The organism is Streptococcus mitis, from assembly GCF_047462815.1.
Taxonomy (GTDB): domain Bacteria; phylum Bacillota; class Bacilli; order Lactobacillales; family Streptococcaceae; genus Streptococcus; species Streptococcus mitis_DO.
Map to the genome: position 1 here is coordinate 52633 of NZ_JASHFB010000004.1, position 21532 is coordinate 74164.

Genomic DNA, 21532 nt, shown 5'->3' on the forward strand with positions numbered 1-21532 from the left:
AAATGAGGTCAGGATTTTCGTCCCAACCTCTTACCTGGTTAGCTAATAACTAGCTACTATAAATGTTAACGAGAGCTAAAAACATCCCCGGACTTACCAGTTCTCTCTTATTTAAAGGAACTGGGGTAAAAATGTTCACTGGATGTGCCTGCGTTTCTAATTTCTAGCGCAGGGCTAAACACGTCCACTGGACGTTCCAACTCTTCCAATTTCTAGGAGTTGGGGTGATACAGTCTCCCAGACTGTATCACTCCTCCATAAAACTATTGAAGACTTCTTCAATCATGTTCCATTCGTCTTCCGAGTCTTCTGGGATTGGTTGCAATTCGCCTTCTGTTCCATCTTCGTTTTCGATGAATGAGTAAGCTTGGATTTCAACTTGTCCGTCTTCGTCTTCTTCTGCGTTAACTGGTACTAGAAGGACATAGTTTTTACCAAATTCTTCTTTTCCGTCAATGGTCAAAAGGATTTCAAACAAGGTTTCATTTCCTTGTTCATCTACTAGTGTAATTAATTCACGTTCTTCGTGGTCGTGGTTATGATCGTGTGACATAGCCTCTCCTTTATATTAAAATTTTCTATCTAAATAATTTTGTAAAATCAGCTGAGCTGCTAACTTATCAATGACTTTCTTGCGCTTATTGCGGCTGATATCTGCTTGTTCAATCAACATACGCTCAGCGGCCACTGTTGTCAAGCGTTCATCTTGATAGTCTACTGGTAAACCAAAAAGCTCTTCTAGCTTTGCTCCGTATGCTTGACTAGCTTCCACGCGCGGTCCGCTTGTATTGTTCATGTTTTTAGGCAAACCCACTACAAATCGTTCCACCTTGTAAGTATCAACCAACTCCTTAACGCGATCAAAACCAAATTGGCCTTGCTCCTCATTGATTTGGATGATTTCAAGCCCTTGAGCTGTAAAACCGAGCGGATCGCTAATCGCCACCCCTACCGTTTTTGAACCGACGTCCAATCCCATAATTCTCATAGGTTATAGATCGACTCCTTGTCCTTTAAGGTAGTAGCGGACCAATTCCTCAACGATTTCATCACGCTCATACTTACGGATTTGATTTCGTGCATTATTATAACGAGGAACGTAGGCAGGGTCTCCACTCAATACGTAACCTACGATTTGGTTGATTGGGTTGTAGCCCTTATCGTTCAACGAAGCATAAACATCAGTCAGAGTTTCGCTAATTTCTTTTTTATTGGAATCGTCCAATTTAAAACGTACTGTTTCTTCAGTAAATCCCATTCTAACACCCTCTTTCCTTAGAATAGTACCATTATAGCATAATTCCTTACCTTCTACAATTCAGGTAGTCTATTTATTTGGATTTTCTATTGTTCTGTCGCGCCATTTGCCAATCTGTCTGAAATATATTTGCTTGGTTCATTCTTCAAGAGATTTTCTAAACCAATGTTCTTCAAATATTCTAACTGAGAAGCCTTCTTGACATCCAAAACTTGAAAATCAAAACTAGTCGTTGTTTGAAGTTCGGTTGCACTCAATAGTTTAGTTTCAAGCTTAAATCCTGCTAATTTACGAGCTTCTATGATAGCCTCATCCTTCTCCTCTGCCTCCAGAAGAGCTTTTTGAGTTTCTTCCACTCCATGTTGGTCGATATAAGTCTTCAACTCATCAGAAACTGGACGTTTTTGTTGAATCGTTAAGCTCAAAAAAGTCTTGTCCTTGTATGTAATGGTTTGGGTTTGCTGGCTGCCATCATCTGACTTGGGCAAGACCAAAGTCTTGGTCACAACTGTATTCTTCTCGGCATTTTCAATAACTGGCAATGCCGACTGAAGCGTATCCTTTTCTGTTTTTGTAGCTGGTCCAGTTTCTTTTTTCTGTCCGCAACCAACTAGGACAAAAAGGAAAGCTAGACTAACAAGAACTATTTTTTTCATCTCTTTCTTCTTTCTTTTTGAAATTAAAATAGAATAAGACTGGGAGTTGCTCCCAGCCTTGATGTTTATAGAGCTGCACGCAAACGTGCTTCTGCATTTTCTACATTACGGACAGAGCGTGGTAGGAAGGCACGAATATCGTCTTCCTTATAGCCAACTTGCAGGCGTTTTTCATCTACAAGGATTGGGCTCTTTAAAATTCTCGGTGTTTCCATAATCAGATTGAGGACTTCGTTGACACTCAAATCTTCGATATCCACTCCAAGGGCTTTGGCATAGCGATTTTTAGACGAAACGATGCTGGCTATTCCGTTATCTGTTTTTGTCAGAATATCCAGTAATTCTTCTCGCGTAATTCCTTCTTTACCAAGGTTTTGTTCTTTATAACTTAACTGGTGGGCATTGAGCCAGGTTTTTGCTTTTTTACAGCTAGTACAACTTGAGACTGTATAAATTTTAATCATGTACCTACCCCTTTCGCTACATGTTACTATCAGTTTAGTCTATTATACCATAAAAAACATCCGACTTGCGACCTATTTTTAAATTTTTTTGACTTTTTTCGTCATTTTCGTACTTTTTTCTTGACAAAATGAAATTTACAGCCATTCTTGATATTTCTTGATATAGATTTTTTTCACAATTGTCACGCTAATCATATACAAAATAATGATGAAAAGCAAAAAGATGAAATAAATCGGTTTTAATGGAGTTAGATGAAGTAGGATTGCGAGTGGACTGTAGGGAAGGAAGGTCACAAAGGCTGCAGCCAATAAGGTTGTCACAAGGACTAGCCAAGCTGGACGACTTTGTAAAAAGGGAATTTTGGCTGAACGCAGCATATGGATAACCATGGTCTGTGACCACATGGACTCAATAAACCAACCTGTCTGAAACAAGACAATAAATCCTACGGCAGACTCCGCTCCATGGACATAGGCTTGACCTGTCGTCATGGGTACAATGATAAAATAGAGCAAAATAAAGGTCAAAATATCAAAGGCAGAAGATATAGGCCCCATCCAAACCATGAAACGTGTGATGGACTTAGCTTCCCAAGTATGCGGATTTCTCAAAAAATCTTTATCCACCTTATCAAAAGGCAAGGCAATACAAGACAAATCATAGACTAGATTTAGGATAATCAAATGGACTGGTGCCATTGGTAAAAATGGCAAAAAGATTCCAGAGACCAATAGGGATAAGATATTCCCAAAATTAGAACTCACTGTCATTTTGATATATTTGGTCATATTGGCATAGACCTTACGACCTTCAACAAGTCCTTTTTCAAGCACCATTAGATCCTTATCAAGTAGGATAACATCAGCTGTTTCTTTGGCAATATCTACTGCTGTATCAACAGAAATCCCCACATCTGCAACTTTCATAGAAGGAGCATCATTGATCCCATCTCCCATATAGCCGACAGCATGACCGTTAGCCTTAAATTGCAAAATAATCCTCGCTTTTTGGTCAGGTGAAAGTTTGGCGAAGACGGTTACCTCCTCTACGGCTTGGGCCAATTCTTGATCACTCATCTGATCAATTTCAGATCCTAACAGCATCTGATTGATATCCAAACCAACCTTTTCACAGACTGCTTGGGTAACTTTTTCGTTGTCTCCCGTCAAAATCTTTGTTTGAACCCCATGTTCTAACAGAGCCTTAATTGCTGGTGCTGCAGATGGTTTAGGAGGATCTAGGAAGGCTAAATAACCAGTTAGAATCATATCCCCTTCATCATCAACTGTATAGGCATGACCTTCCCTCAAACCTGACTTATAGGCCACTCCCAAGACACGCAAACCTTGTTGATTTAGTTGTCTGACTTCTGCTAAAATTTCTTCTCTAATAACATCTGTCAAGGGAGTAATCACTCCATGGTATTCCGCATAACTGGAAATCGTCAACATTTCCTCTAGGGCACCCTTGGTTACCAAACTAACAACTTCGTGTTCATCCTTAACGATAACACTCATCCGTCTACGTTCAAAATCAAAGGGAAGCTCATCTATTTTTTGAAAAGTTTGAGCCAGATTTTGCAAGAGGGCGTGTTCTTTTGCTTCCTTTTCAGTCCGTTTGATGATGGCTCTGTCCATCAAATTTTTCAAGCCCGTTTGAAAATAAGAATTGAGATAAGCTCGTCTCAAGACGGTCAAATCCAAGCGTCCGTGGATGTCCAAGGGATATTCAAGGACAATTTCGTCTTGGGTTAGAGTTCCTGTCTTATCTGTACACAAAATATCAATCGCCCCTAAGTCCTGTATGGCATTGAGTTTCTTGATAACCACTTTTTCCTTGGCCATAATGATGGAGCCTTTTGCTAGACTGGCCGTGATAATCATAGGAAGCATCTCAGGTGTCAATCCAACACCAACACTCAAAGCAAATACGCCAGCTTCTAACCAATCTCCATCTGTTAAACCATTGGACAAGAAAACGATGGGCACCATGACCAGCATCAAACGAATTAAGAGCCACGAAATACTATTCATCTCCCGTTCAAACGAAGTAGGCTCGTCATAGGTGTTCAAAGTCTGCTCAATGGCTCCCATCATGGTATCATCACCAACTGCTAAAACCACGGCCTTGGCACTACCAGACAAGACATTGGTTCCCATAAAGGCGAGCGCTTCTGCTTCTAGCAGACTATCAGATTGTTGAACTGTTGCCTTGGTCAAGGCCAATTTTTCAACCGATTCACTTTCACCTGTCAAGCCCGACTGTTGTACAAAGAAATCGCGCGACTCAAATAAAAGAAGATCTGCTGGAATCATGTCTCCAGCGCTTAATTTAACCACGTCACCCACTACCAAATCATCGATAGGTACTTCTTGGATTTCTCCTTGACGAATGACAGTCGCTGTGTTGACAATCATTTTTGATAGATTGGTCGCAGCCTTATCACTACGGAGTTCTTGGACAAAGCGTATGCCACCAGAAATGAGGACTAGGACAACGATGATAATAGAAGTCGTCGGATCCTCTTGACCTGGTTTTGCCAACCAGACATTGGTCACCAAGGAAATCACGGCGATGACCAGTAAGATGATCGTAAAAGGATTGATAATGGATTCGTAAATCTTTTTGAGGATACTGTCTTCTTGACCCTTTGTGATGGTATTTTCGCCATATAGGTCACGATTTTTCTCCACCTGCTCCTCAGTCAAGCCTGTTAGACTTGTCTTATAAAAAGATAGAGTTTCGTTTAAAGATGTATGAATAGCTGTTGCTAATCTTTCTTTTGTAGTTTTCATTGGTTTCTCCTATCTGTATGAATGATGTGTTTCATACACAGAGACCAATCACTTTATAAGGGCAGAACGACACAAATCAGCGATTGGCTGTGTATGTGCGGTTCCGGATGATCGTCAATTTGCATCGTCTATCTCCTTTCTTTGATTTAAACAGTAGAAAATCCCACCATAAAATGGCAGGATTAAAAAACTAATTATCTGTTTTTCGTTCAAGCTTTAACTCCATAGGGCAATGTAATGAGCTTAGTCTTGGCCTTCGCGACCAGGACTGTTGACCAACGAGTAGTGTCTCCACTGCTTTGCGGTAGTCATCCGTATCCCTATGGTAGCCTCACCTACCGTTTTCGTCTTTCAGTATAAACCTTTAAAATTTAAAAGTCAATCATTTGAGTTGTTTAACTCTTAAATAACTATCAACTCTTTTGGAGCTAAGGTCAACAATTCACAACCTGTCTCTGTAATCAGGATATCATCCTCGATACGAACGCCATATTTGCCTTCGATATAGATACCTGGCTCATCTGTCAATGCCATACCTGCCTTAATAGTTTCTGTAGAAGTCTGGCTAAAGTATGGTTCCTCATGGATATCCAGTCCAATACCGTGTCCAATACCGTGGGTAAAGTAGTCGCCATAACCTGCCTCGATGATAATATCACGAGGGATTTTGTCAAAGTCACGGAAACCTAATCCTGCCTTAGCCTGATCAATCAAGGCTTGATTGGCTTTCAAAACCGTATTGTAAATTTCTGCCTGCTCATCGCTGACATGCCCCAAGTAGATAGTTCGTGTCATATCGCTGACATAGTGGTCATAGAGGCAGCCGAAATCCATGGTAATAGCTTCTCCCAGCTCCACTGGTTTGTGCATAGGATGGGCATGGGGTTTAGAAGAATTGATACCGCTAGCTAGAATGGTGTCAAAAGACAAGCCAGATGCTCCCAACTCACGCATGCGGAAGTCAAGGAAGTTGGCAATCTCAATCTCAGTCTTTCCTGGCTTAATAAAGTCAAGTGCATCGCGGAAAGCTTGGTCTGAGATAGAACAAGCCTTGCGAATAGCTGCAATCTCCGCTTCATCCTTAATCATACGAAGACCTTCGACAAACTGAGTTTGTGGAAGCAAGTCAATTCCTTCAAAGGCTGCCTGCATACGGTGATAATAAGAGACCGAAATCTCATCCTCAAAACCGATTTGAGACAAGCCCATATCCTTAACAATGCCTGCAATAACAGCTAATTCATCACGATCTGCTACGATTTCAAAACCACTGGTTTCTTGCTTGGCTGCAATGATATAGCGAGAGTCTGTCACCAGGACCTGACGGTCACGGCTGATAAAGACTGTTCCGTTTGAACCCCAAAAACCAGTCAGGTAATAGACGTTTTTAAGGTTATTGATGATGATACCATCTAGTTCTTTTTCTTGCATTTTAGCTAAAAATGCTTGTACGCGTTTATTCATGATGTAATTTTCCTTTCAAATAATGTCCTGTGTAGCTGGCTTCATTGGCCGCTACTTCTTCTGGAGTTCCTGTTGCGATGATGGTTCCACCACCGACACCGCCCTCAGGTCCCAAGTCAATAATATGGTCTGCCGTCTTGATAACATCCAGATTGTGCTCGATAACAAGGACCGTATTGCCATCGTCTACAAAGCGAGCTAAAACCTTGAGCAAGCGAGCGATATCCTCTGTATGGAGTCCTGTCGTCGGCTCATCCAGAATGTAGAAAGATTTTCCTGTCGATCGTTTGTGAAGTTCGCTAGCCAACTTCATACGCTGGGCTTCTCCCCCAGAAAGGGTGGTAGCAGGTTGCCCTAGCGTTACATATCCCAGTCCCACATCCTTGATGGTCTGAAGTTTACGTTGAATCTTTGGAATATGTTGGAAGAATTCCACTGCATCGTTGACGGTCATATCCAAGACCTGCGAGATATTCTTTTCCTTGTAGTGAACTTCTAGGGTTTCACTGTTGTAGCGAGTTCCGTGGCAGACCTCACAAGCCACATAAACATCTGGCAAGAAGTGCATCTCAATCTTGATAATCCCGTCACCTGAGCAGGCTTCACAGCGACCACCCTTGACATTGAAACTGAAACGCCCCTTCTTGTAGCCTCGAATCTTGGCTTCATTTGTCTGAGCAAATAGGTCACGTATATCGTCAAAAACTCCTGTATAGGTAGCAGGGTTGGACCTCGGCGTTCGTCCGATAGGACTCTGGTCAATGTCAATCAAGCGGTCTACATGCTCAATCCCTGTAATAGTCTTAAATTTACCAGGCTTGTCTGAATTACGGTTGAGCTTCTGGGCAATGGCTTTTTTGAGGATGCTGTTGATTAAGGTTGATTTCCCTGAGCCCGACACGCCTGTCACTGCGATAAATTTTCCTAGTGGGAAGCGAGCAGTAACATTTTGCAAATTGTTCTCACGCGCTCCTATCACTTCGATAAAACGACCATTTCCAGTACGGCGCTCTGTTGGCACTGGAATGGCACGTTTGCCTGACAAGTACTGGCCTGTGATAGACTTACTGTTACGAGCTACCTGTTTAGGCGTACCTGCCGCAACAATTTCCCCACCAAAAACACCTGCACCGGGACCAACGTCAATCAGATAATCAGCCTCACGCATGGTATCTTCGTCGTGTTCTACCACGATGAGAGTATTGCCCAAGTCACGCATCTTTTTGAGACTGGCAATCAGACGGTCATTATCCCTCTGGTGGAGCCCAATCGATGGCTCATCTAGGATATAGAGGACACCTGATAGGTTAGAACCAATCTGAGTTGCCAAGCGAATACGCTGACTTTCCCCACCTGAAAGGGTTCCTGCCGAACGTGACAGGGTCAGATAGTTAAGGCCCACGTTATTAAGGAAGGTCAAGCGGTCCTTGATTTCCTTGAGAATAGGGCGAGCAATGATGGCTTCATTTTCAGACAAGGTTAGCTGTCTCACCAAGTCCAAGTGGTCTGCGATAGACAGGTCTGAAATTTCTCCGATATGTGGCCCGTTCTCACCACCCACACGGACAGACAAGGCCTGGTCGTTAAGACGGTAACCATGACAGGTTCCGCAGGTCAGCTCATTCATGTAGAGACGCATCTGGGTGCGAGTGTAATCGCTGTTTGTCTCGTGATAGCGACGCTTGATATTATTGACAACTCCTTCAAAAGGAATGTCAATATCGCGCACACCACCAAATTCATTTTCATAGTGGAAATGGAATTCCTTGCCATCTGATCCGTGGAGAATCAAGTTCTTGTCTTCTTCTGACAAGTCTTCAAAGGGCTTATCCATATCCACTCCAAAAGCTGTCATAGCTTGTTCCAGCATGTTTGGATAGTAGTTAGATGAGATAGGATTCCAAGGGGCCAAGGCTCCCTCACGTAGCGTTTTACTAGCGTCTGGCACTACCAAATCAGTATCCACCTCCAGCTTAATACCCAAACCATCACACTCACTACAAGAACCAAAAGGAGCATTGAAGGAGAAGAGACGTGGCTCTAACTCTGGAACAGTAAAGCCACAAACTGGGCAGGCATAATGCTCAGAGAAGAGCAACTCCGAATCGTCCATCGTGTCGATAATGACATAACCTTCTGCAATACGAAGGGCAGCCTCAATGGAATCAAAGAGACGACTACGAATGCCCTCCTTGATAACAATACGGTCAACCACGACATCGATATTGTGTTGCTTGCTCTTGGATAACTCTGGCACTTCGGTCACATCATAGACTTCCCCATCCACACGGACACGAACATAACCATCTTTCTGAACCTTCTCGATAACACTCTTATGTTGGCCTTTTTTCTTGCGGATGACCGGAGCTAAAACTTGCAGGCGCTGGCGTTCAGGTAACTCCAAAACCTTATCCACAATTTGCTCCACAGAAGAAGCCTTGATAGCCCCATGCCCGTTGATACAGTAAGGCGTCCCCACACGTGCGTAGAGGAGACGCAGATAGTCATTGATTTCTGTCGTTGTTCCCACTGTCGAGCGAGGATTTTTGCTAGTCGTTTTTTGGTCGATGGAAATAGCTGGGCTGAGACCATCAATGGCATCTACATCAGGCTTCTCCATATTGCCCAAGAACTGGCGAGCGTAGGCTGACAAACTCTCCACATAGCGACGTTGTCCCTCCGCATAGAGGGTGTCAAAGGCCAAACTGGATTTCCCTGAACCTGACAAACCGGTCACGACAACCAACTTGTCTCGCGGAATCTCCACATCAATATTTTTTAAATTATGGGCACGCGCCCCATGAATGACAATTTTATCTTGCATCTTTGTTCTTTCTAGTCCATTATTGCTTACCATTATACCAAAAAAAGTGAGATTCTATTACCCAAAAGGCTGAATTTGTAGTATAATAGTACGGTGTGAAAAAATCTGAAAAATGAGAAAGGATAAGGGATATGAAACAAGTTTTTCTCTCTACAACAACTGAATTTAAAGAGATCGATACACTTGAACCGGGTACTTGGATCAATCTCGTCAATCCGACTCAAAATGAATCACTCGAAATCGCTAACGCCTTCGATATTGATATTGCCGACCTTCGTGCACCGCTCGATGCGGAAGAAATGTCTCGTATTACCATTGAAGACGAGTACACCCTGATTATCGTAGACGTTCCAGTCACAGAGGAAAGAAATAACCGCACCTATTACGTTACTATCCCGCTTGGTATTATCATCACTGAGGAAACCATTATCACTACGTGTTTGGAACCATTACCAGTCCTCGATGTCTTTATCAACCGTCGATTGCGTAATTTCTATACCTTCATGCGTTCGCGTTTCATCTTTCAGATTCTCTATCGCAATGCAGAGCTTTACCTAACAGCCCTTCGTTCGATTGACCGCAAGAGTGAACAAATCGAAAGTCAACTGCATCAATCAACTCGTAATGAAGAATTGATTGAGCTCATGGAATTAGAAAAAACCATCGTCTATTTCAAGGCCTCCCTCAAAACAAATGAGCGCGTGATTAAGAAATTGACAAGCTCAACCAGCAATATCAAGAAATACCTTGAGGACGAAGACCTGCTTGAAGACACCCTGATTGAAACCCAACAGGCCATCGAGATGGCAGACATTTATGGAAACGTCTTGCATTCTATGACAGAGACCTTTGCCTCTATCATTTCCAACAACCAGAACAACATCATGAAAACCTTGGCCCTTGTGACCATCGTCATGTCCATCCCAACCATGGTCTTTTCTGCCTACGGGATGAACTTTAAGGATAATGAAATCCCCCTAAACGGCGAGCCAAATGCCTTCTGGTTAATCGTCTTTATCGCCTTTGCTATGAGTGTCTCACTCACTCTCTATCTCATCCATAAAAAATGGTTCTAAGAGGAGTTCCTATGTCTCAGATTGATCTACAAAAATTAACAAAGAAAAACCAAGAGTTTGTCCACATCGCTACCCAACAATTCATCAAAGATGGAAAAACAGATGCTGAAATCAAGACTATTTTTGAGGAAGTTATTCCCCAAATCCTTGAGGAGCAATCTAAAGGTACAACTGCTCGTTCCCTCTATGGCGCACCAACTCATTGGGCTCATAGTTTCACTGTCAAGGAACAATATGAAAAAGAGCACCCAAAAGAAAATGATAATCCAAAACTCATGATTATGGACTCAGCTCTTTTCATCACTAGCCTCTTTGCCCTCGTCAGCGCCCTCACAACTTTCTTTGCGGCAGATCAGGCTTTCGGCTATGGATTTGTCACTCTCCTATTAGTTGGACTTGTTGGTGGATTTGCCTTCTACTTAATGTACTATTTTGTTTACCAATATTATGGACCCGATATTGACCGCAGTCAACGTCCACCTTTCTGGAAATCTGTACTAGTTATCCTAGCTTCTATGTTCCTTTGGTTGCTTGTTTTCTTTGCAACAAGCTTCCTACCAGCTAGCCTTAATCCAGTACTTGCTCCATTGCCACTAGCTATTATCGGAGCAGCCCTCCTAGCCCTTCGCTTCTATCTCAAGAAACGCTTGAATATCCGTAGTGCTAGTGCAGGACCAACACGCTATTAAGAAGAATGATAAAAGCAACTGCAGGTGCAGTTGCTTTTTCACTTACTTTTTTGGTTTTATACTCAATGAAAATCAAAAAGCAAACTAGGAAGCTAGATGCAGGTTGCTCAAAACACAGCTTTGAGGTTGAAGATAAAGATGACGTAGTTTGAAGATATTTTCGAAGAGTATTAAAAGTATTCTTCTGACATCCCACATAGCTTTCTCTTATCTTTTGTGATAAAATAGGCTCAATCTATCTCTAGGAGGATAAGATATGATTTCTACTATTGGTATTGTTAGTTTATCTAGTGGCATTATCGGAGAGGACTTTGTCAAACACGAAGTAGACTTGGGTGTCCAACGTCTCAAGAACCTGGGAGTCAATCCTATCTTTTTACCCCATTCGCTAAATGGATTAGATTTTATCAAGAACCATCCTGAAGCGCGTGCAGAGGATTTGATTCATGCCTTTTCTGATGATAGCATCGACATGATCCTATGCGCCATTGGTGGAGACGATACCTATCGCTTACTACCTTATCTTTTTGAAAATGACCAACTACAAAAGGTCATCAAACAAAAGATTTTTCTTGGTTTCTCGGATACAACCATGAACCATCTCATGTTGCATAAACTAGGAATCCAGACTTTTTATGGCCAATCCTTTTTAGCAGATATTTGTGAATTAGACAAGGAAATGTTAGCCTATAGCCTTCACTACTTTAAAGAATTGATTGAGACTGGAAGAATCTCAGAAATCCGCCCTAGCAATGTTTGGTATGAGGAACGAACGGATTTTAGTCCCAAGGCTCTGGGGACACCTCGTGTCAGTCATGCAAATACCGGTTTTGAGTTGTTGCAAGGAGATGCCCAATTCGAGGGGAAAATCCTCGGCGGTTGCCTCGAATCCCTCTACGATATCTTTGACAATTCTCGATACGCAGATAGCACTGACCTCTGCCAAAAGTACAAACTCTTCCCTGACTTATCAGACTGGGCAGGAAAAATCCTCTTGCTAGAAACAAGCGAAGAAAAGCCTGAGCCGGAATACTTCAAAAAAATGTTGCGGACTTTAAAGAACACTGGTATATTCGAGGTCATCAGTGGACTCTTGGTCGGAAAACCTATGGATGAAACTTTCTATGACGACTATAAAGAGGCACTATTGGATATTATTGACAGCAATATCCCGATTGTCTATAATCTGAATGTCGGCCACGCAACTCCAAGAGCAATTGTACCCTTTGGGGTCCATGCTCATGTAGATGCACAGGAACAAGTCATTCGCTTTGACTATAACAAAAAATAAATAGTTTCTCTATTTTTGTGCTTTTGTATTCGTTTTCGTTACAATTTGTATCTGAATTTATTGCATTTCGCTAATTTCTATGTTATCCTTTTGAAGGAGGTGTATATGACAAAACAAAAAATTAATCGAATCGTAGGTTCTATTGGTGCCTTTATTGGAATTATAGTATTTATTGCCTACATACCTCAAATTATCGCTAATTTACAGGGAAATAAAGCTCAACCATTTCAACCTTTATCAGCTGCTATATCTTGCTTAATCTGGGTTATTTATGGATGGACAAAGGAACCTAAGAAGGATTGGATACTAATCATTCCAAATTCAGCTGGTGTTATTTTAGGTGGAATCACTTTTTTGACTTCACTCTAACAAATCTAATAGTATATATAAAAAGCTGGGAAAAATTTCTCAGCTTTTTTCTATATTCTCAGATATGCTAGTGACCGCTTTTCCACTCACAATCGTTCTCGTGGTCATCAACTAGCCCTGCAGCCTGTAGAAAAGACAAGACGGCGACTGGGCCTGTGAACTTGAAGCCTCGTTTTTTGAGATCTTTGGCTAATTTTTCAGACAAAGGTGTTTTAGCTGGGGCTTGGCGGTAATCGGGAACATCGTTAACGATCGTTTTCCCCTCAACAAAAGACCAAAGATAGGCATCAAAAGAGCCGTACTCTGCCTGTAGTCGTAGAAAGGCTTGGGCGTTAGCGCGTGTAGCAAAAATCTTGGCTCTATTTCGGATAATGGCTGGATTCTCCAGCAAGTTTTCCAATTCGGTGTCGGTCATCTCTGCGACTGCGTGAATGTGATAGCCATGAAAGGCTTCTCGGAAAGCTTGACGTTTGTTGAGCACCGTTTCCCAAGACAGACCATGTTGAGGCGGTAAGTTTGCTAGTCAAGGAGTAAAACGACGAAGATTAGCATTTACTTCCGCCCATGCGATAGCTGTCCGTGATTGACAAGTGCTAGCACGCAGACAGAACGGAGATAGCGAACCGCTGAGTGTGTCGCTCTGCTCGTAAAAGCTTAGAAACCTTTGAACGAAAGGGATAATGAAAGCCTTGATTGCAAGGCTTTTTGCTTTATGGTGGGTAAGTATCAGAGTGAGAAAATTTTTGGAATGAGTAGAAGTGATAGCTAGAAATTATCAGTTTCTATTTCCATTTACCCTGTGGGTACGTGTTTGTTTCCATTGACAAGGAGTTTGTGGGAATAGAAATGTACCCACCTTGTTTGAATCAAGTGAAGTGTAGTTGAAGGAAATCTGTTGAAAGCAATACTTCATTTTACCGAATAAGTAATAATTTAGGCAACTTCAAATCGATTAAAAAAAACTATTTTAAAGGTTAAGAGTAGACAAAAATTGTCCACTCTTTTTTGCAAACTCAATTTATCAATAAATGAAATGAGGGAATGTAAAATGAAATATTTTGAGGTTGAGTTAGAAAATCCTGATGAATTTTTAAAACTACAAACAGAAGATTTTGTGAAAGCTAATCGCTTGCTACTAAGGAAGATAATCCAGAGCGTTACAGTCTATGAAGAAAACTTCGTCATATCCTTTAAATCTGGCATCGAATTGGAAGTATGAGTCTCATTCCATAACTTTTATATTGAACATATCATCTTGTTGTGTTATACTATAAATTGATATAAACAAAGATGTAGGAGGAACCGAAACTATGACAGCCTCAATGCGTTTAAGATAAGCTGGCAATAAAAAAAGCAGAATCTATACCCGATGATAGGCTTTTTTGTTGTGCTTATTTATACGATATTGAGCATTCATTAGTTACGGTGAGGATATTGGTTATTTAACTATACCTTTATTTAACTATGTCTTTAATATGAATGTTTCCAAATTGTATGTATGCAGACCAAAAGCCACATTGTGGGGTTTGGCCTGCATTTTTTATTGCCTAGAATGCTATTCAAAATAGAAATTCAAGCAAAATAATATGCAGGAGATAATATAAATGGAAAAATACAACAATTGGAAACGAAAATTTTATGCAATATGGGCAGGGCAAGCAGTATCATTAATCACTAGTGCCATCCTGCAAATGGCGATTATTTTTTACCTTACAGAAAAAACAGGATCTGCGATGGTCTTGTCTATGGCTTCATTAGTAGGTTTTTTACCCTATGCGATTTTGGGACCTGCCATTGGTGTGCTAGTGGATCGTCATGATAGGAAGAAGATAATGATTGGTGCCGATTTAATTATCGCAGCAGCTGGTGCAGTGCTTGCTATTGTTGCATTCTGTATGGAGCTACCTGTCTGGATGATTATGATAGTATTGTTTATCCGTAGCATTGGAACAGCTTTTCATACCCCAGCACTCAATGCGGTTACACCACTTTTAGTACCAGAAGAACAGCTAACGAAATGCGCAGGCTATAGTCAGTCTTTGCAGTCTATAAGCTATATTGTTAGTCCGGCAGTTGCAGCACTCTTATACTCCGTTTGGGATTTAAATGCTATTATTGCCATCGACGTATTGGGTGCTGTGATTGCATCTATTACGGTAGCAATTGTACGTATACCTAAGCTGGGTAATCAAGTGCAAAGTTTAGAACCAAATTTCATAAGGGAGATGAAAGAAGGAGTTGTGGTTCTGAGACAAAACAAAGGATTGTTTGCCTTATTACTCTTAGGAACACTATATACTTTTGTTTATATGCCAATCAATGCACTATTTCCTTTAATAAGCATGGAACACTTTAATGGAACGCCTGTGCATATTTCTATTACGGAAATTTCCTTTGCATTTGGGATGCTAGCAGGAGGCTTATTATTAGGAAGATTAGGGGGCTTCGAAAAGCATGTATTACTAATAACAAGTTCATTTTTTATAATGGGGACCAGTTTAGCCGTTTCGGGAATACTTCCTCCAAATGGATTTGTAATATTCGTAGTTTGCTGTGCAATAATGGGGCTTTCGGTGCCATTTTATAGCGGTGTGCAAACAGCTCTTTTTCAGGAGAAAATTAAGCCTGAATATTTAGGACGTGTATTTTCTTTGATCGGAAGTATCATGTCACTTGCTATGCCAATTGGGTTAATTCTTTCTGGATTCTTTGCTGATAAAATCGGTGTAAATCATTGGTTTTTACTATCAGGTATTTTAATTATTGGCATTGCTATAGTTTGCCAAATGATAACTGAGGTTAGAAAATTAGATTTAAAATAAACAATATTGGAGGAAATGTTATGGAATTAATATTAAAAGCAAAAGACATTCGTGTGGAATTCAAAGGACGCGATGTTTTAGATATAAATGAATTAGAAGTATATGATTATGACCGTATTGGTTTAGTAGGAGCAAATGGTGCTGGAAAAAGCACTTTACTCAGGGTACTTTTAGGAGAATTAACTCCCCCAGGATGTAAAATGAATCGTCTGGGTGAACTTGCCTATATTCCCCAGTTGGACGAAGTAACTCTGCAGGAGGAAAAAGATTTTGCACTTGTAGGCAAGCTAGGTGTTGAGCAATTAAATATACAGACTATGAGCGGTGGTGAAGAAACAAGGCTTAAAATAGCACAGGCCTTATCGGCACAGGTTCATGGTATTTTAGCGGATGAACCTACGAGCCATTTAGACCGTGAAGGAATTGATTTTCTAATAGGACAGCTAAAATATTTTACAGGTGCACTGTTAGTTATTAGCCATGACCGCTATTTTCTTGATGAAATAGTAGATAAAATATGGGAACTGAAAGATGGCAAAATCACTGAGTATTGGGGAAACTATTCTGATTATCTTCGTCAGAAAGAGGAAGAACGTAAGAGCCAAGCTGCAGAATACGAACAATTTATTGCGGAACGTGCCCGATTGGAAAGGGCTGCGGAGGAAAAGCGAAAACAGGCTCGTAAAATAGAACAGAAGGCAAAAGGTTCTTCAAAGAAAAAAAGTACTGAAGACGGAGGGCGTTTAGCTCATCAAAAATCAATAGGAAGTAAGGAAAAAAAGATGTATAATGCTGCTAAAACCCTAGAGCACAGGATTGCGGCCTTAGGAAAAGTAGAAGCTCCGGAAGGCATTCGCAGAATTCGTTTCAGGCAAAGTAAAGCATTGGAGCTCCATAATCCATACCCTATAGTCGGTGCAGAAATTAATAAAGTATTTGGGGATAAGGCTCTGTTTGAAAATGCATCTTTTCAAATTCCGTTAGGAGCAAAAGTGGCGTTAACTGGTGGTAATGGAATCGGAAAAACAACTTTAATCCAAATGATCTTAAACCATGAAGAAGGAATTTCTATTTCGCCTAAGGCAAAAATAGGTTACTTTGCACAGAATGGTTACAAGTACAACAGTAATCAGAATGTTATGGAGTTTATGCAGAAGGATTGTGACTACAATATATCAGAAATTCGTTCAGTGCTAGCATCTATGGGGTTCAAACAGAACGATATTGGAAAAAGTTTATCTGTTTTAAGCGGTGGAGAAATTATAAAATTGTTGCTTGCTAAAATGCTCATGGGTAGATATAACATCCTAATAATGGATGAACCCAGTAACTTCCTTGACATACCAAGTTTAGAGGCTTTGGAAATACTAATGAAGGAGTACACCGGAACTATCGTGTTTATCACCCACGATAAACGATTACTCGAAAATGTAGCAGATGTAGTTTATGAAATTAGAGATAAGAAAATAAATCTGAAACATTAAATTTAAGGTAGTCGCTGGTCAGTATAGTCTGTTCTGGTTGGCGACTCCATTGTTAAAGAGTATAAAGACTTTAGATTTTATGAATATTAAAAATAGGAACAGTCAATTGAACTGCTCCTATTTTTCTGCTAAATATATTGTAGTTTTCTTATATGTATAATGATAGATTAGCGGATTCTCATCTACGGTACTTACTTCAAATATGAAGAAGTGATCGCGGTTATCTCTGGACTTTTCCTTATTGAGGACAAAGTAATTCTTACGTGAAGTCGCCATTGTTTTTAGGATATCATCAGTTAGGAAGGTCAATGGAATATTCATGTTAGAGTAGCGGTAGAAGTCACGTTCAAAATCTTGGTAGCTCTCGCTATAATAGTCCATTTGTAGGTGATTACGCTGAAACTCAAGCTGATTCATAGAGCACCTCCTCGACAAGTTCAATACTAATAATGTCTTTTAATTTCAAATTGATGTGACCTGTTGTAGTTTTTATCAAAATGAAATCTTTGGTCAGACTTGGTATTGTTCCAGTGTAGGAAACACGCTTGTTTTTTTCAATCACTTGAATGCGTGTGCGTAGCTGCCCGGCGTATACTTGACTGAGGAGTAATAATTTCTTCTCTAGTGATAAGTCAGACATGTACGTTACTTTGTTTGTATCATCAGAGAGTGCTGATGCATGTTCAGATAGGAAAAAGCCCATCCATTTTTGCATCTTTGTATCCTGGTACTCTCTTGCTGATTGAAATGGTAAATATGAACGGTCAATCATATCAAATCCTTTCTATGCAGAGGCAAGGGTATTTTTATCAAATTGAATCGTAAAACCTTGAATTCCCCCACCTGTGTAACATTCTTTAAAGCGATTGATTACCTCAGTATAGATTATCACAGATGAGCTTGTTGGCTTAATGCTAAATGTAAATTCCAATGGTAATCGGTTTTCAGATTTAGCATGTACTAGTCGTATCGATATTTCAGTTGTTTTGAGTTTTCTCTGACGAAGTTTTGAAGTTGCTGTTTCAACGATTCCATGTAAAAATCTTTCAAGCATTTCAATATCATTACATCCTTTGCTACGGATTTCTGAAAATTGTACTGTATTTTTTTCTTGTTTCATTTTAATCCCTCCAATCCACCCGCGGAATGACCACCGATAAGTTTACTGCGTTCAATATTTCTGGAACCTTCAGTTAGGACGGTTCCTTTTTGTATGGCTAAAAAACCAAACTGTTCTCTGACAACATCAATAGCTGTCTGAAGTCTATTATCTTTTTCAATTTGTTCTACATCATCAAAGAGTGATAGTAGAGTATAGCTTTCATCTACGAAGCCACTATAAGATACACCAATTTGTCTCACTGCACCAGAGGTGTATTTTTTCGGAATAATACAAGTACATGACTCACCATTGTTTTGGGGAGATTTGCGGGTTCAATTTTATTCTGAGCATTTATAGATTTTTTCATCTCAGTCCTAGAATAGCCAATATGAATAGAAACGACAGTAGTCAATACTAGGGCTACTGTTCCGTTCCACAGTATCATTTAAAAATCATTTTCACACCCTTTCGTCTATTAGTATAGAAGAAAGCTCTCAGCACAGCCTGATAGGTTTCCATACACAACAACTCAAACAATGCTTGGTCATCATGGAGGGGTTGACCCCACTCCTCATCATGATAGGCAATGTAGAGCGGATTGGTCACCTTGACCCACGAACAACGTTTTGTCATGCTCTGCTCCTATTTGACCAACATTTTAAGGGCCGACTTGATATAGTTCTCAGCTGTATCTGTCGTTCCTTCAAAGAATTTCTTGATTTTCTTGAGTTCGGTCGCCTTGTATCCCAGTGCCAACATGGCTTCCATGGCTTCTTCCAATTCTTGGTTTTCAGCGCTTGCTTGCACTGCGACCTTAGCAGGAAGGTCATCTCCAGCAACTACTACCTTGCCTTCCAAGTCCAGCACCATCTGCTGGGCTGTTTTCTTGCCAATTTTAGGGAACTTGGTCAAGTAGGTAATATTCTTGGTTTCGATGGCTTGAACCAAGCCAGCATTGTCATCAGCAGCGATAATAGCAAGAGCTGATACAGGACCAATCCCAGAGACCGAAATCAGACTGAGAAAGAGCTTTTTCTCGTCTTCTGAGCGAAATCCATAAAGCAGATGAGCGTCCTCACGCACGACTTGATGCACATAAATTTGAGTTTCTTGGTTGACCTGTCCTGAGTAAGCATAGGGATTAGCCACATGCAGGATATAACCGATACCATTGATTTCAATAACAATGTATTTGGCAGTGATTTTGGTAATGATTCCTTTTAAATATTCGTACATAGTTTTCCTTTTAGTTTAATATTTCCCCAACTCACGGAGACTGGTGTGATTTTCCTGAATGCGTCGGAACATCTTTTCCATATCCGACTTGGTGAAGTGCACCAAAACAGGACGTCCGTGGGGACAGTTGTAGGGATTGTCACATTGAGAGAGCTGATAGAGGAGTTGTCTAGCTGAATGATCATCAATACGATGGTTGGCCTTAATCGACCGCTTGCAGGACATCATAATAGCCAGCTCTGCTCGGTATTTCTTGATAGAAACTTCCTTGGTCAAGAGTAGCATATCACACATCTCATAGATGCCTGATTCAATCTCTTCTTCTGCCATCCAGATAGGATGTTCACGTAGAATAAATTGATTTTCTCCGTACTCTGCTAGAAAGACGCCCACTTCCTCCAAATGTGTCATTCTTTCCTTGAGACGGAGGGCATCATCCGCTGGAAATTCAAAGATATAGGGTACTAGGAGTTGCTGCTGGCTCTGGTCAACATTCCCAATGCTCTCACGATACTCCTCGTACTTGACCCGTTCCTGCGCCGCGTGCTGGTCTATGATATAGAGCCCATCTCTCCCTTGGGCAAAGAGATAGGTTCCATGCATTTGCCCGAAAAATTCCAATTCTGGGAAGCTGGATGATTCTTCTCGCTCCAGCTTGTCATAAACCTTATCAAGACTCGCAAGGTCCAACTCTGGATGGTCTAGCTGGTCGTAGTTAGCAGGTTTTCTCTCTGCAAAATGCAGTTTTGCTGGCTTGGTCAATTGGTCCAAGGTTTCCTTGGCAAACAGGGTTAAGTCCTGCCCTTCATCAGTCAATTCGACCTGATAATCAGCCACCTCAGCTTGACTAGGTCTTGTCGGCTCAGTATTCTCATAGTAGAGTGTATTTTCTTTGAGTGGGAGAATAGTTTGCTCCACCTTCTCACGATTGCGCACGGTCGATTTGGCAAGATTTTCCAAGGCATCTGGAATCAAGGTTTGTTCCTTGAGACTATTTGCAATAGCTTCTGAGACAAGCGTCATCAATTCTTTTTCCTTGGAAATTCGCACCTCTTGCTTGGTTGGATGCACATTGACATCCGCTAGATAAGGGTCGATATGAATGTGAATGACAGCCAGTGGAAAACGACCTACCATAAGCTTACTACCATAGCCGTCAAGAATAGCACGATTGAGTAGGAAGTTCTTGATATAACGGCCATTGATGAAGAGGCTGATATAGTTGCGATTAGCTCGAGTCAATTCAGGCAAGGACACAAAGCCAGAAATTTCGAAATCAAGATCCGAATTCTCAATTTCAATCATCTTCTTGGCACTCGCCAAACCGTAAATCCCTGCGATTGCTTGGCGCAGTTGACCAGTCCCTGCTGTCCGTGTCATTTCCTTGCCATCACTAATCAAGCTAAAAGAAATCTCAGGATGGGCCAAGCCCAGACGGTTGACAATATCAATGATATGAGACAACTCTGCTTGCTGGCTCTTCATATACTTGAGGCGGGCAGGCGTATTGAAAAAGAGATCCTCCACACAAACCTTGGTTCCCACAGGACTAGTCGCTGGGATGACTTCTTCAACTTCTCCCCCACGCGCGACTAGCTTGGTCCCGTGACTTGCGCCCTCAACTGCTGTCAAAAGAGTTAAAACGCTGACGGATGCGATAGAAGGCAGAGCTTCACCACGAAAACCAAGCGTCCGAATTCGAAAGAGATCTGCTTGATTTTTTATCTTGCTGGTCGCATGACGACGCAGTGCCAGCTCTACCTCATCGTGGGTAATTCCATGACCATTATCTGTGATTTGAATCTTCTTGAGACCAGACTCTTCAATCTCAATGATAATCTGGCTAGAGCCAGCATCAATGGCATTTTCTACCAACTCTTTAACCACACTGGCAGGACGTTCGATAACCTCTCCTGCCGCGATCTGGTTTGCTAACACCTCTGGCAATTCAATAATATGAGACATTTTTCAGCCCCTTTCTGTATCTATTTTCCTAGAAAT

General features: G+C 41.1%; 22 protein-coding genes, 2 pseudogenes and 1 riboswitch. Of the genes and pseudogenes, 8 read left to right on the forward strand and 16 right to left on the reverse strand.

The annotated features are described in order from the left end of the window. Nucleotides 1-247: 247 nt before the first annotated feature. The 8 genes from QM865_RS03100 to uvrA form a co-directional block, all read right to left on the reverse strand. Nucleotides 248-553, reverse strand: coding sequence for a DUF1292 domain-containing protein (locus QM865_RS03100; protein ID WP_000017620.1), 306 nt, complete (start codon nucleotides 551-553; stop codon nucleotides 248-250). 15 nt (nucleotides 554-568) lie between these two features. Beyond that, the gene (ruvX, locus tag QM865_RS03105) at nucleotides 569-988 is read right to left on the reverse strand and encodes a Holliday junction resolvase RuvX (RefSeq protein ID WP_004239076.1); all 420 of its coding nucleotides are present in this window, start codon (nucleotides 986-988) and stop codon (nucleotides 569-571) included. 3 nt (nucleotides 989-991) lie between these two features. After that, nucleotides 992-1258, reverse strand: coding sequence for an IreB family regulatory phosphoprotein (locus QM865_RS03110; protein ID WP_000507059.1), 267 nt, complete (start codon nucleotides 1256-1258; stop codon nucleotides 992-994). An 86-nt stretch (nucleotides 1259-1344) separates the two neighbouring features. Beyond that, complete coding sequence (locus QM865_RS03115; protein ID WP_000725139.1) at nucleotides 1345-1914, reverse strand: SP0191 family lipoprotein; 570 nt, start codon at nucleotides 1912-1914, stop codon at nucleotides 1345-1347. 65 nt (nucleotides 1915-1979) lie between these two features. Then, nucleotides 1980-2378: a transcriptional regulator Spx gene (gene spx / locus QM865_RS03120; protein ID WP_000591165.1), complete on the reverse strand. Its 399-nt coding sequence runs from the start codon at nucleotides 2376-2378 to the stop codon at nucleotides 1980-1982. Between the two features lie 135 nt (nucleotides 2379-2513). After that, nucleotides 2514-5174 (reverse strand): magnesium-translocating P-type ATPase, encoded by a 2661-nt coding sequence (gene mgtA, locus QM865_RS03125; protein WP_414305988.1) that lies wholly within the window; start codon nucleotides 5172-5174, stop codon nucleotides 2514-2516. A gap of 194 nt (nucleotides 5175-5368) precedes the next feature. After that, nucleotides 5369-5519: riboswitch (M-box (ykoK) riboswitch) on the reverse strand. 57 nt (nucleotides 5520-5576) lie between these two features. Continuing rightward, nucleotides 5577-6638, reverse strand: a complete 1062-nt coding sequence (locus tag QM865_RS03130) for a M24 family metallopeptidase (protein WP_203175617.1) — start codon at nucleotides 6636-6638, stop codon at nucleotides 5577-5579. After that, nucleotides 6631-9462, reverse strand: coding sequence for an excinuclease ABC subunit UvrA (gene uvrA, locus QM865_RS03135; protein ID WP_414305989.1), 2832 nt, complete (start codon nucleotides 9460-9462; stop codon nucleotides 6631-6633). Before uvrA ends, QM865_RS03130 begins: the two co-directional genes overlap by 8 nt. 131 nt (nucleotides 9463-9593) lie before the next feature. On the opposite strand from uvrA, the gene QM865_RS03140 reads away from it, so the two are divergent. The 5 genes from QM865_RS03140 to QM865_RS03160 all read left to right on the forward strand — a co-directional run bounded on the left by QM865_RS03140 (nucleotide 9594) and on the right by QM865_RS03160 (nucleotide 12887). Beyond that, nucleotides 9594-10538 carry a magnesium transporter CorA family protein gene (locus QM865_RS03140; protein WP_000815623.1) on the forward strand — a complete coding sequence of 315 codons (945 nt, stop codon included), beginning with the start codon at nucleotides 9594-9596 and terminating at the stop codon, nucleotides 10536-10538. A gap of 11 nt (nucleotides 10539-10549) precedes the next feature. Beyond that, nucleotides 10550-11227 (forward strand): DUF1129 domain-containing protein, encoded by a 678-nt coding sequence (locus QM865_RS03145; RefSeq protein WP_414305990.1) that lies wholly within the window; start codon nucleotides 10550-10552, stop codon nucleotides 11225-11227. A 5-nt stretch (nucleotides 11228-11232) separates the two neighbouring features. After that, the gene (locus QM865_RS03150) at nucleotides 11233-11379 is read left to right on the forward strand and encodes a hypothetical protein (protein ID WP_414305991.1); all 147 of its coding nucleotides are present in this window, start codon (nucleotides 11233-11235) and stop codon (nucleotides 11377-11379) included. Between the two features lie 104 nt (nucleotides 11380-11483). After that, nucleotides 11484-12518 carry a S66 family peptidase gene (locus tag QM865_RS03155; protein ID WP_414305992.1) on the forward strand — a complete coding sequence of 345 codons (1035 nt, stop codon included), beginning with the start codon at nucleotides 11484-11486 and terminating at the stop codon, nucleotides 12516-12518. Nucleotides 12519-12623: 105 nt separating this feature from the next. Then, complete coding sequence (locus tag QM865_RS03160; protein WP_000166114.1) at nucleotides 12624-12887, forward strand: SemiSWEET family transporter; 264 nt, start codon at nucleotides 12624-12626, stop codon at nucleotides 12885-12887. Nucleotides 12888-12954: 67 nt separating this feature from the next. Here the strand turns inward: QM865_RS03160 and QM865_RS03165 are convergent. Beyond that, nucleotides 12955-13392: pseudogene (locus tag QM865_RS03165) on the reverse strand (DNA-3-methyladenine glycosylase I); the annotation flags it as partial. A 543-nt stretch (nucleotides 13393-13935) separates the two neighbouring features. Between QM865_RS03165 and QM865_RS03170 the strand changes: the two are divergent. From QM865_RS03170 to msr(D), 3 genes are all read left to right on the forward strand, one after another. Then, nucleotides 13936-14106: a hypothetical protein gene (locus tag QM865_RS03170; protein ID WP_000873143.1), complete on the forward strand. Its 171-nt coding sequence runs from the start codon at nucleotides 13936-13938 to the stop codon at nucleotides 14104-14106. Nucleotides 14107-14491: 385 nt separating this feature from the next. Continuing rightward, nucleotides 14492-15709, forward strand: a complete 1218-nt coding sequence (mef(A), locus tag QM865_RS03175; protein WP_000417519.1) for a macrolide efflux MFS transporter Mef(A) — start codon at nucleotides 14492-14494, stop codon at nucleotides 15707-15709. 20 nt (nucleotides 15710-15729) lie between these two features. Continuing rightward, complete coding sequence (msr(D), locus tag QM865_RS03180) at nucleotides 15730-17193, forward strand: ABC-F type ribosomal protection protein Msr(D) (RefSeq protein WP_000420313.1); 1464 nt, start codon at nucleotides 15730-15732, stop codon at nucleotides 17191-17193. Between the two features lie 117 nt (nucleotides 17194-17310). On the opposite strand, the gene QM865_RS03185 is transcribed toward msr(D), so the two are convergent. From QM865_RS03185 to mutL, 7 genes and pseudogenes are all read right to left on the reverse strand, one after another. Next, entirely contained in the window at nucleotides 17311-17610 is a 300-nt protein-coding gene (locus QM865_RS03185) for a DUF5960 family protein (RefSeq protein ID WP_001072467.1), read from the reverse strand. Further along, nucleotides 17597-17965 carry a hypothetical protein gene (locus QM865_RS03190; protein ID WP_000567222.1) on the reverse strand — a complete coding sequence of 123 codons (369 nt, stop codon included), beginning with the start codon at nucleotides 17963-17965 and terminating at the stop codon, nucleotides 17597-17599. Before QM865_RS03190 ends, QM865_RS03185 begins: the two co-directional genes overlap by 14 nt. Nucleotides 17966-17977: 12 nt before the next feature. Next, nucleotides 17978-18313, reverse strand: a complete 336-nt coding sequence (locus QM865_RS03195) for a hypothetical protein (RefSeq protein ID WP_000806926.1) — start codon at nucleotides 18311-18313, stop codon at nucleotides 17978-17980. Further along, on the reverse strand, nucleotides 18310-18555 hold the full coding sequence (locus QM865_RS03200) for a hypothetical protein (protein WP_001813542.1): 246 nt from the start codon (nucleotides 18553-18555) through the stop codon (nucleotides 18310-18312). Before QM865_RS03200 ends, QM865_RS03195 begins: the two co-directional genes overlap by 4 nt. A 187-nt stretch (nucleotides 18556-18742) precedes the next feature. Further along, nucleotides 18743-18928, reverse strand: a pseudogene (locus tag QM865_RS03205) (DNA-3-methyladenine glycosylase I); the annotation flags it as partial. A gap of 9 nt (nucleotides 18929-18937) precedes the next feature. Beyond that, the gene (gene ruvA, locus QM865_RS03210; protein ID WP_000273402.1) at nucleotides 18938-19531 is read right to left on the reverse strand and encodes a Holliday junction branch migration protein RuvA; all 594 of its coding nucleotides are present in this window, start codon (nucleotides 19529-19531) and stop codon (nucleotides 18938-18940) included. 15 nt (nucleotides 19532-19546) lie between these two features. After that, complete coding sequence (mutL, locus tag QM865_RS03215; RefSeq protein ID WP_414305993.1) at nucleotides 19547-21496, reverse strand: DNA mismatch repair endonuclease MutL; 1950 nt, start codon at nucleotides 21494-21496, stop codon at nucleotides 19547-19549. Between the last annotated feature and the right edge of the window lie 36 nt (nucleotides 21497-21532).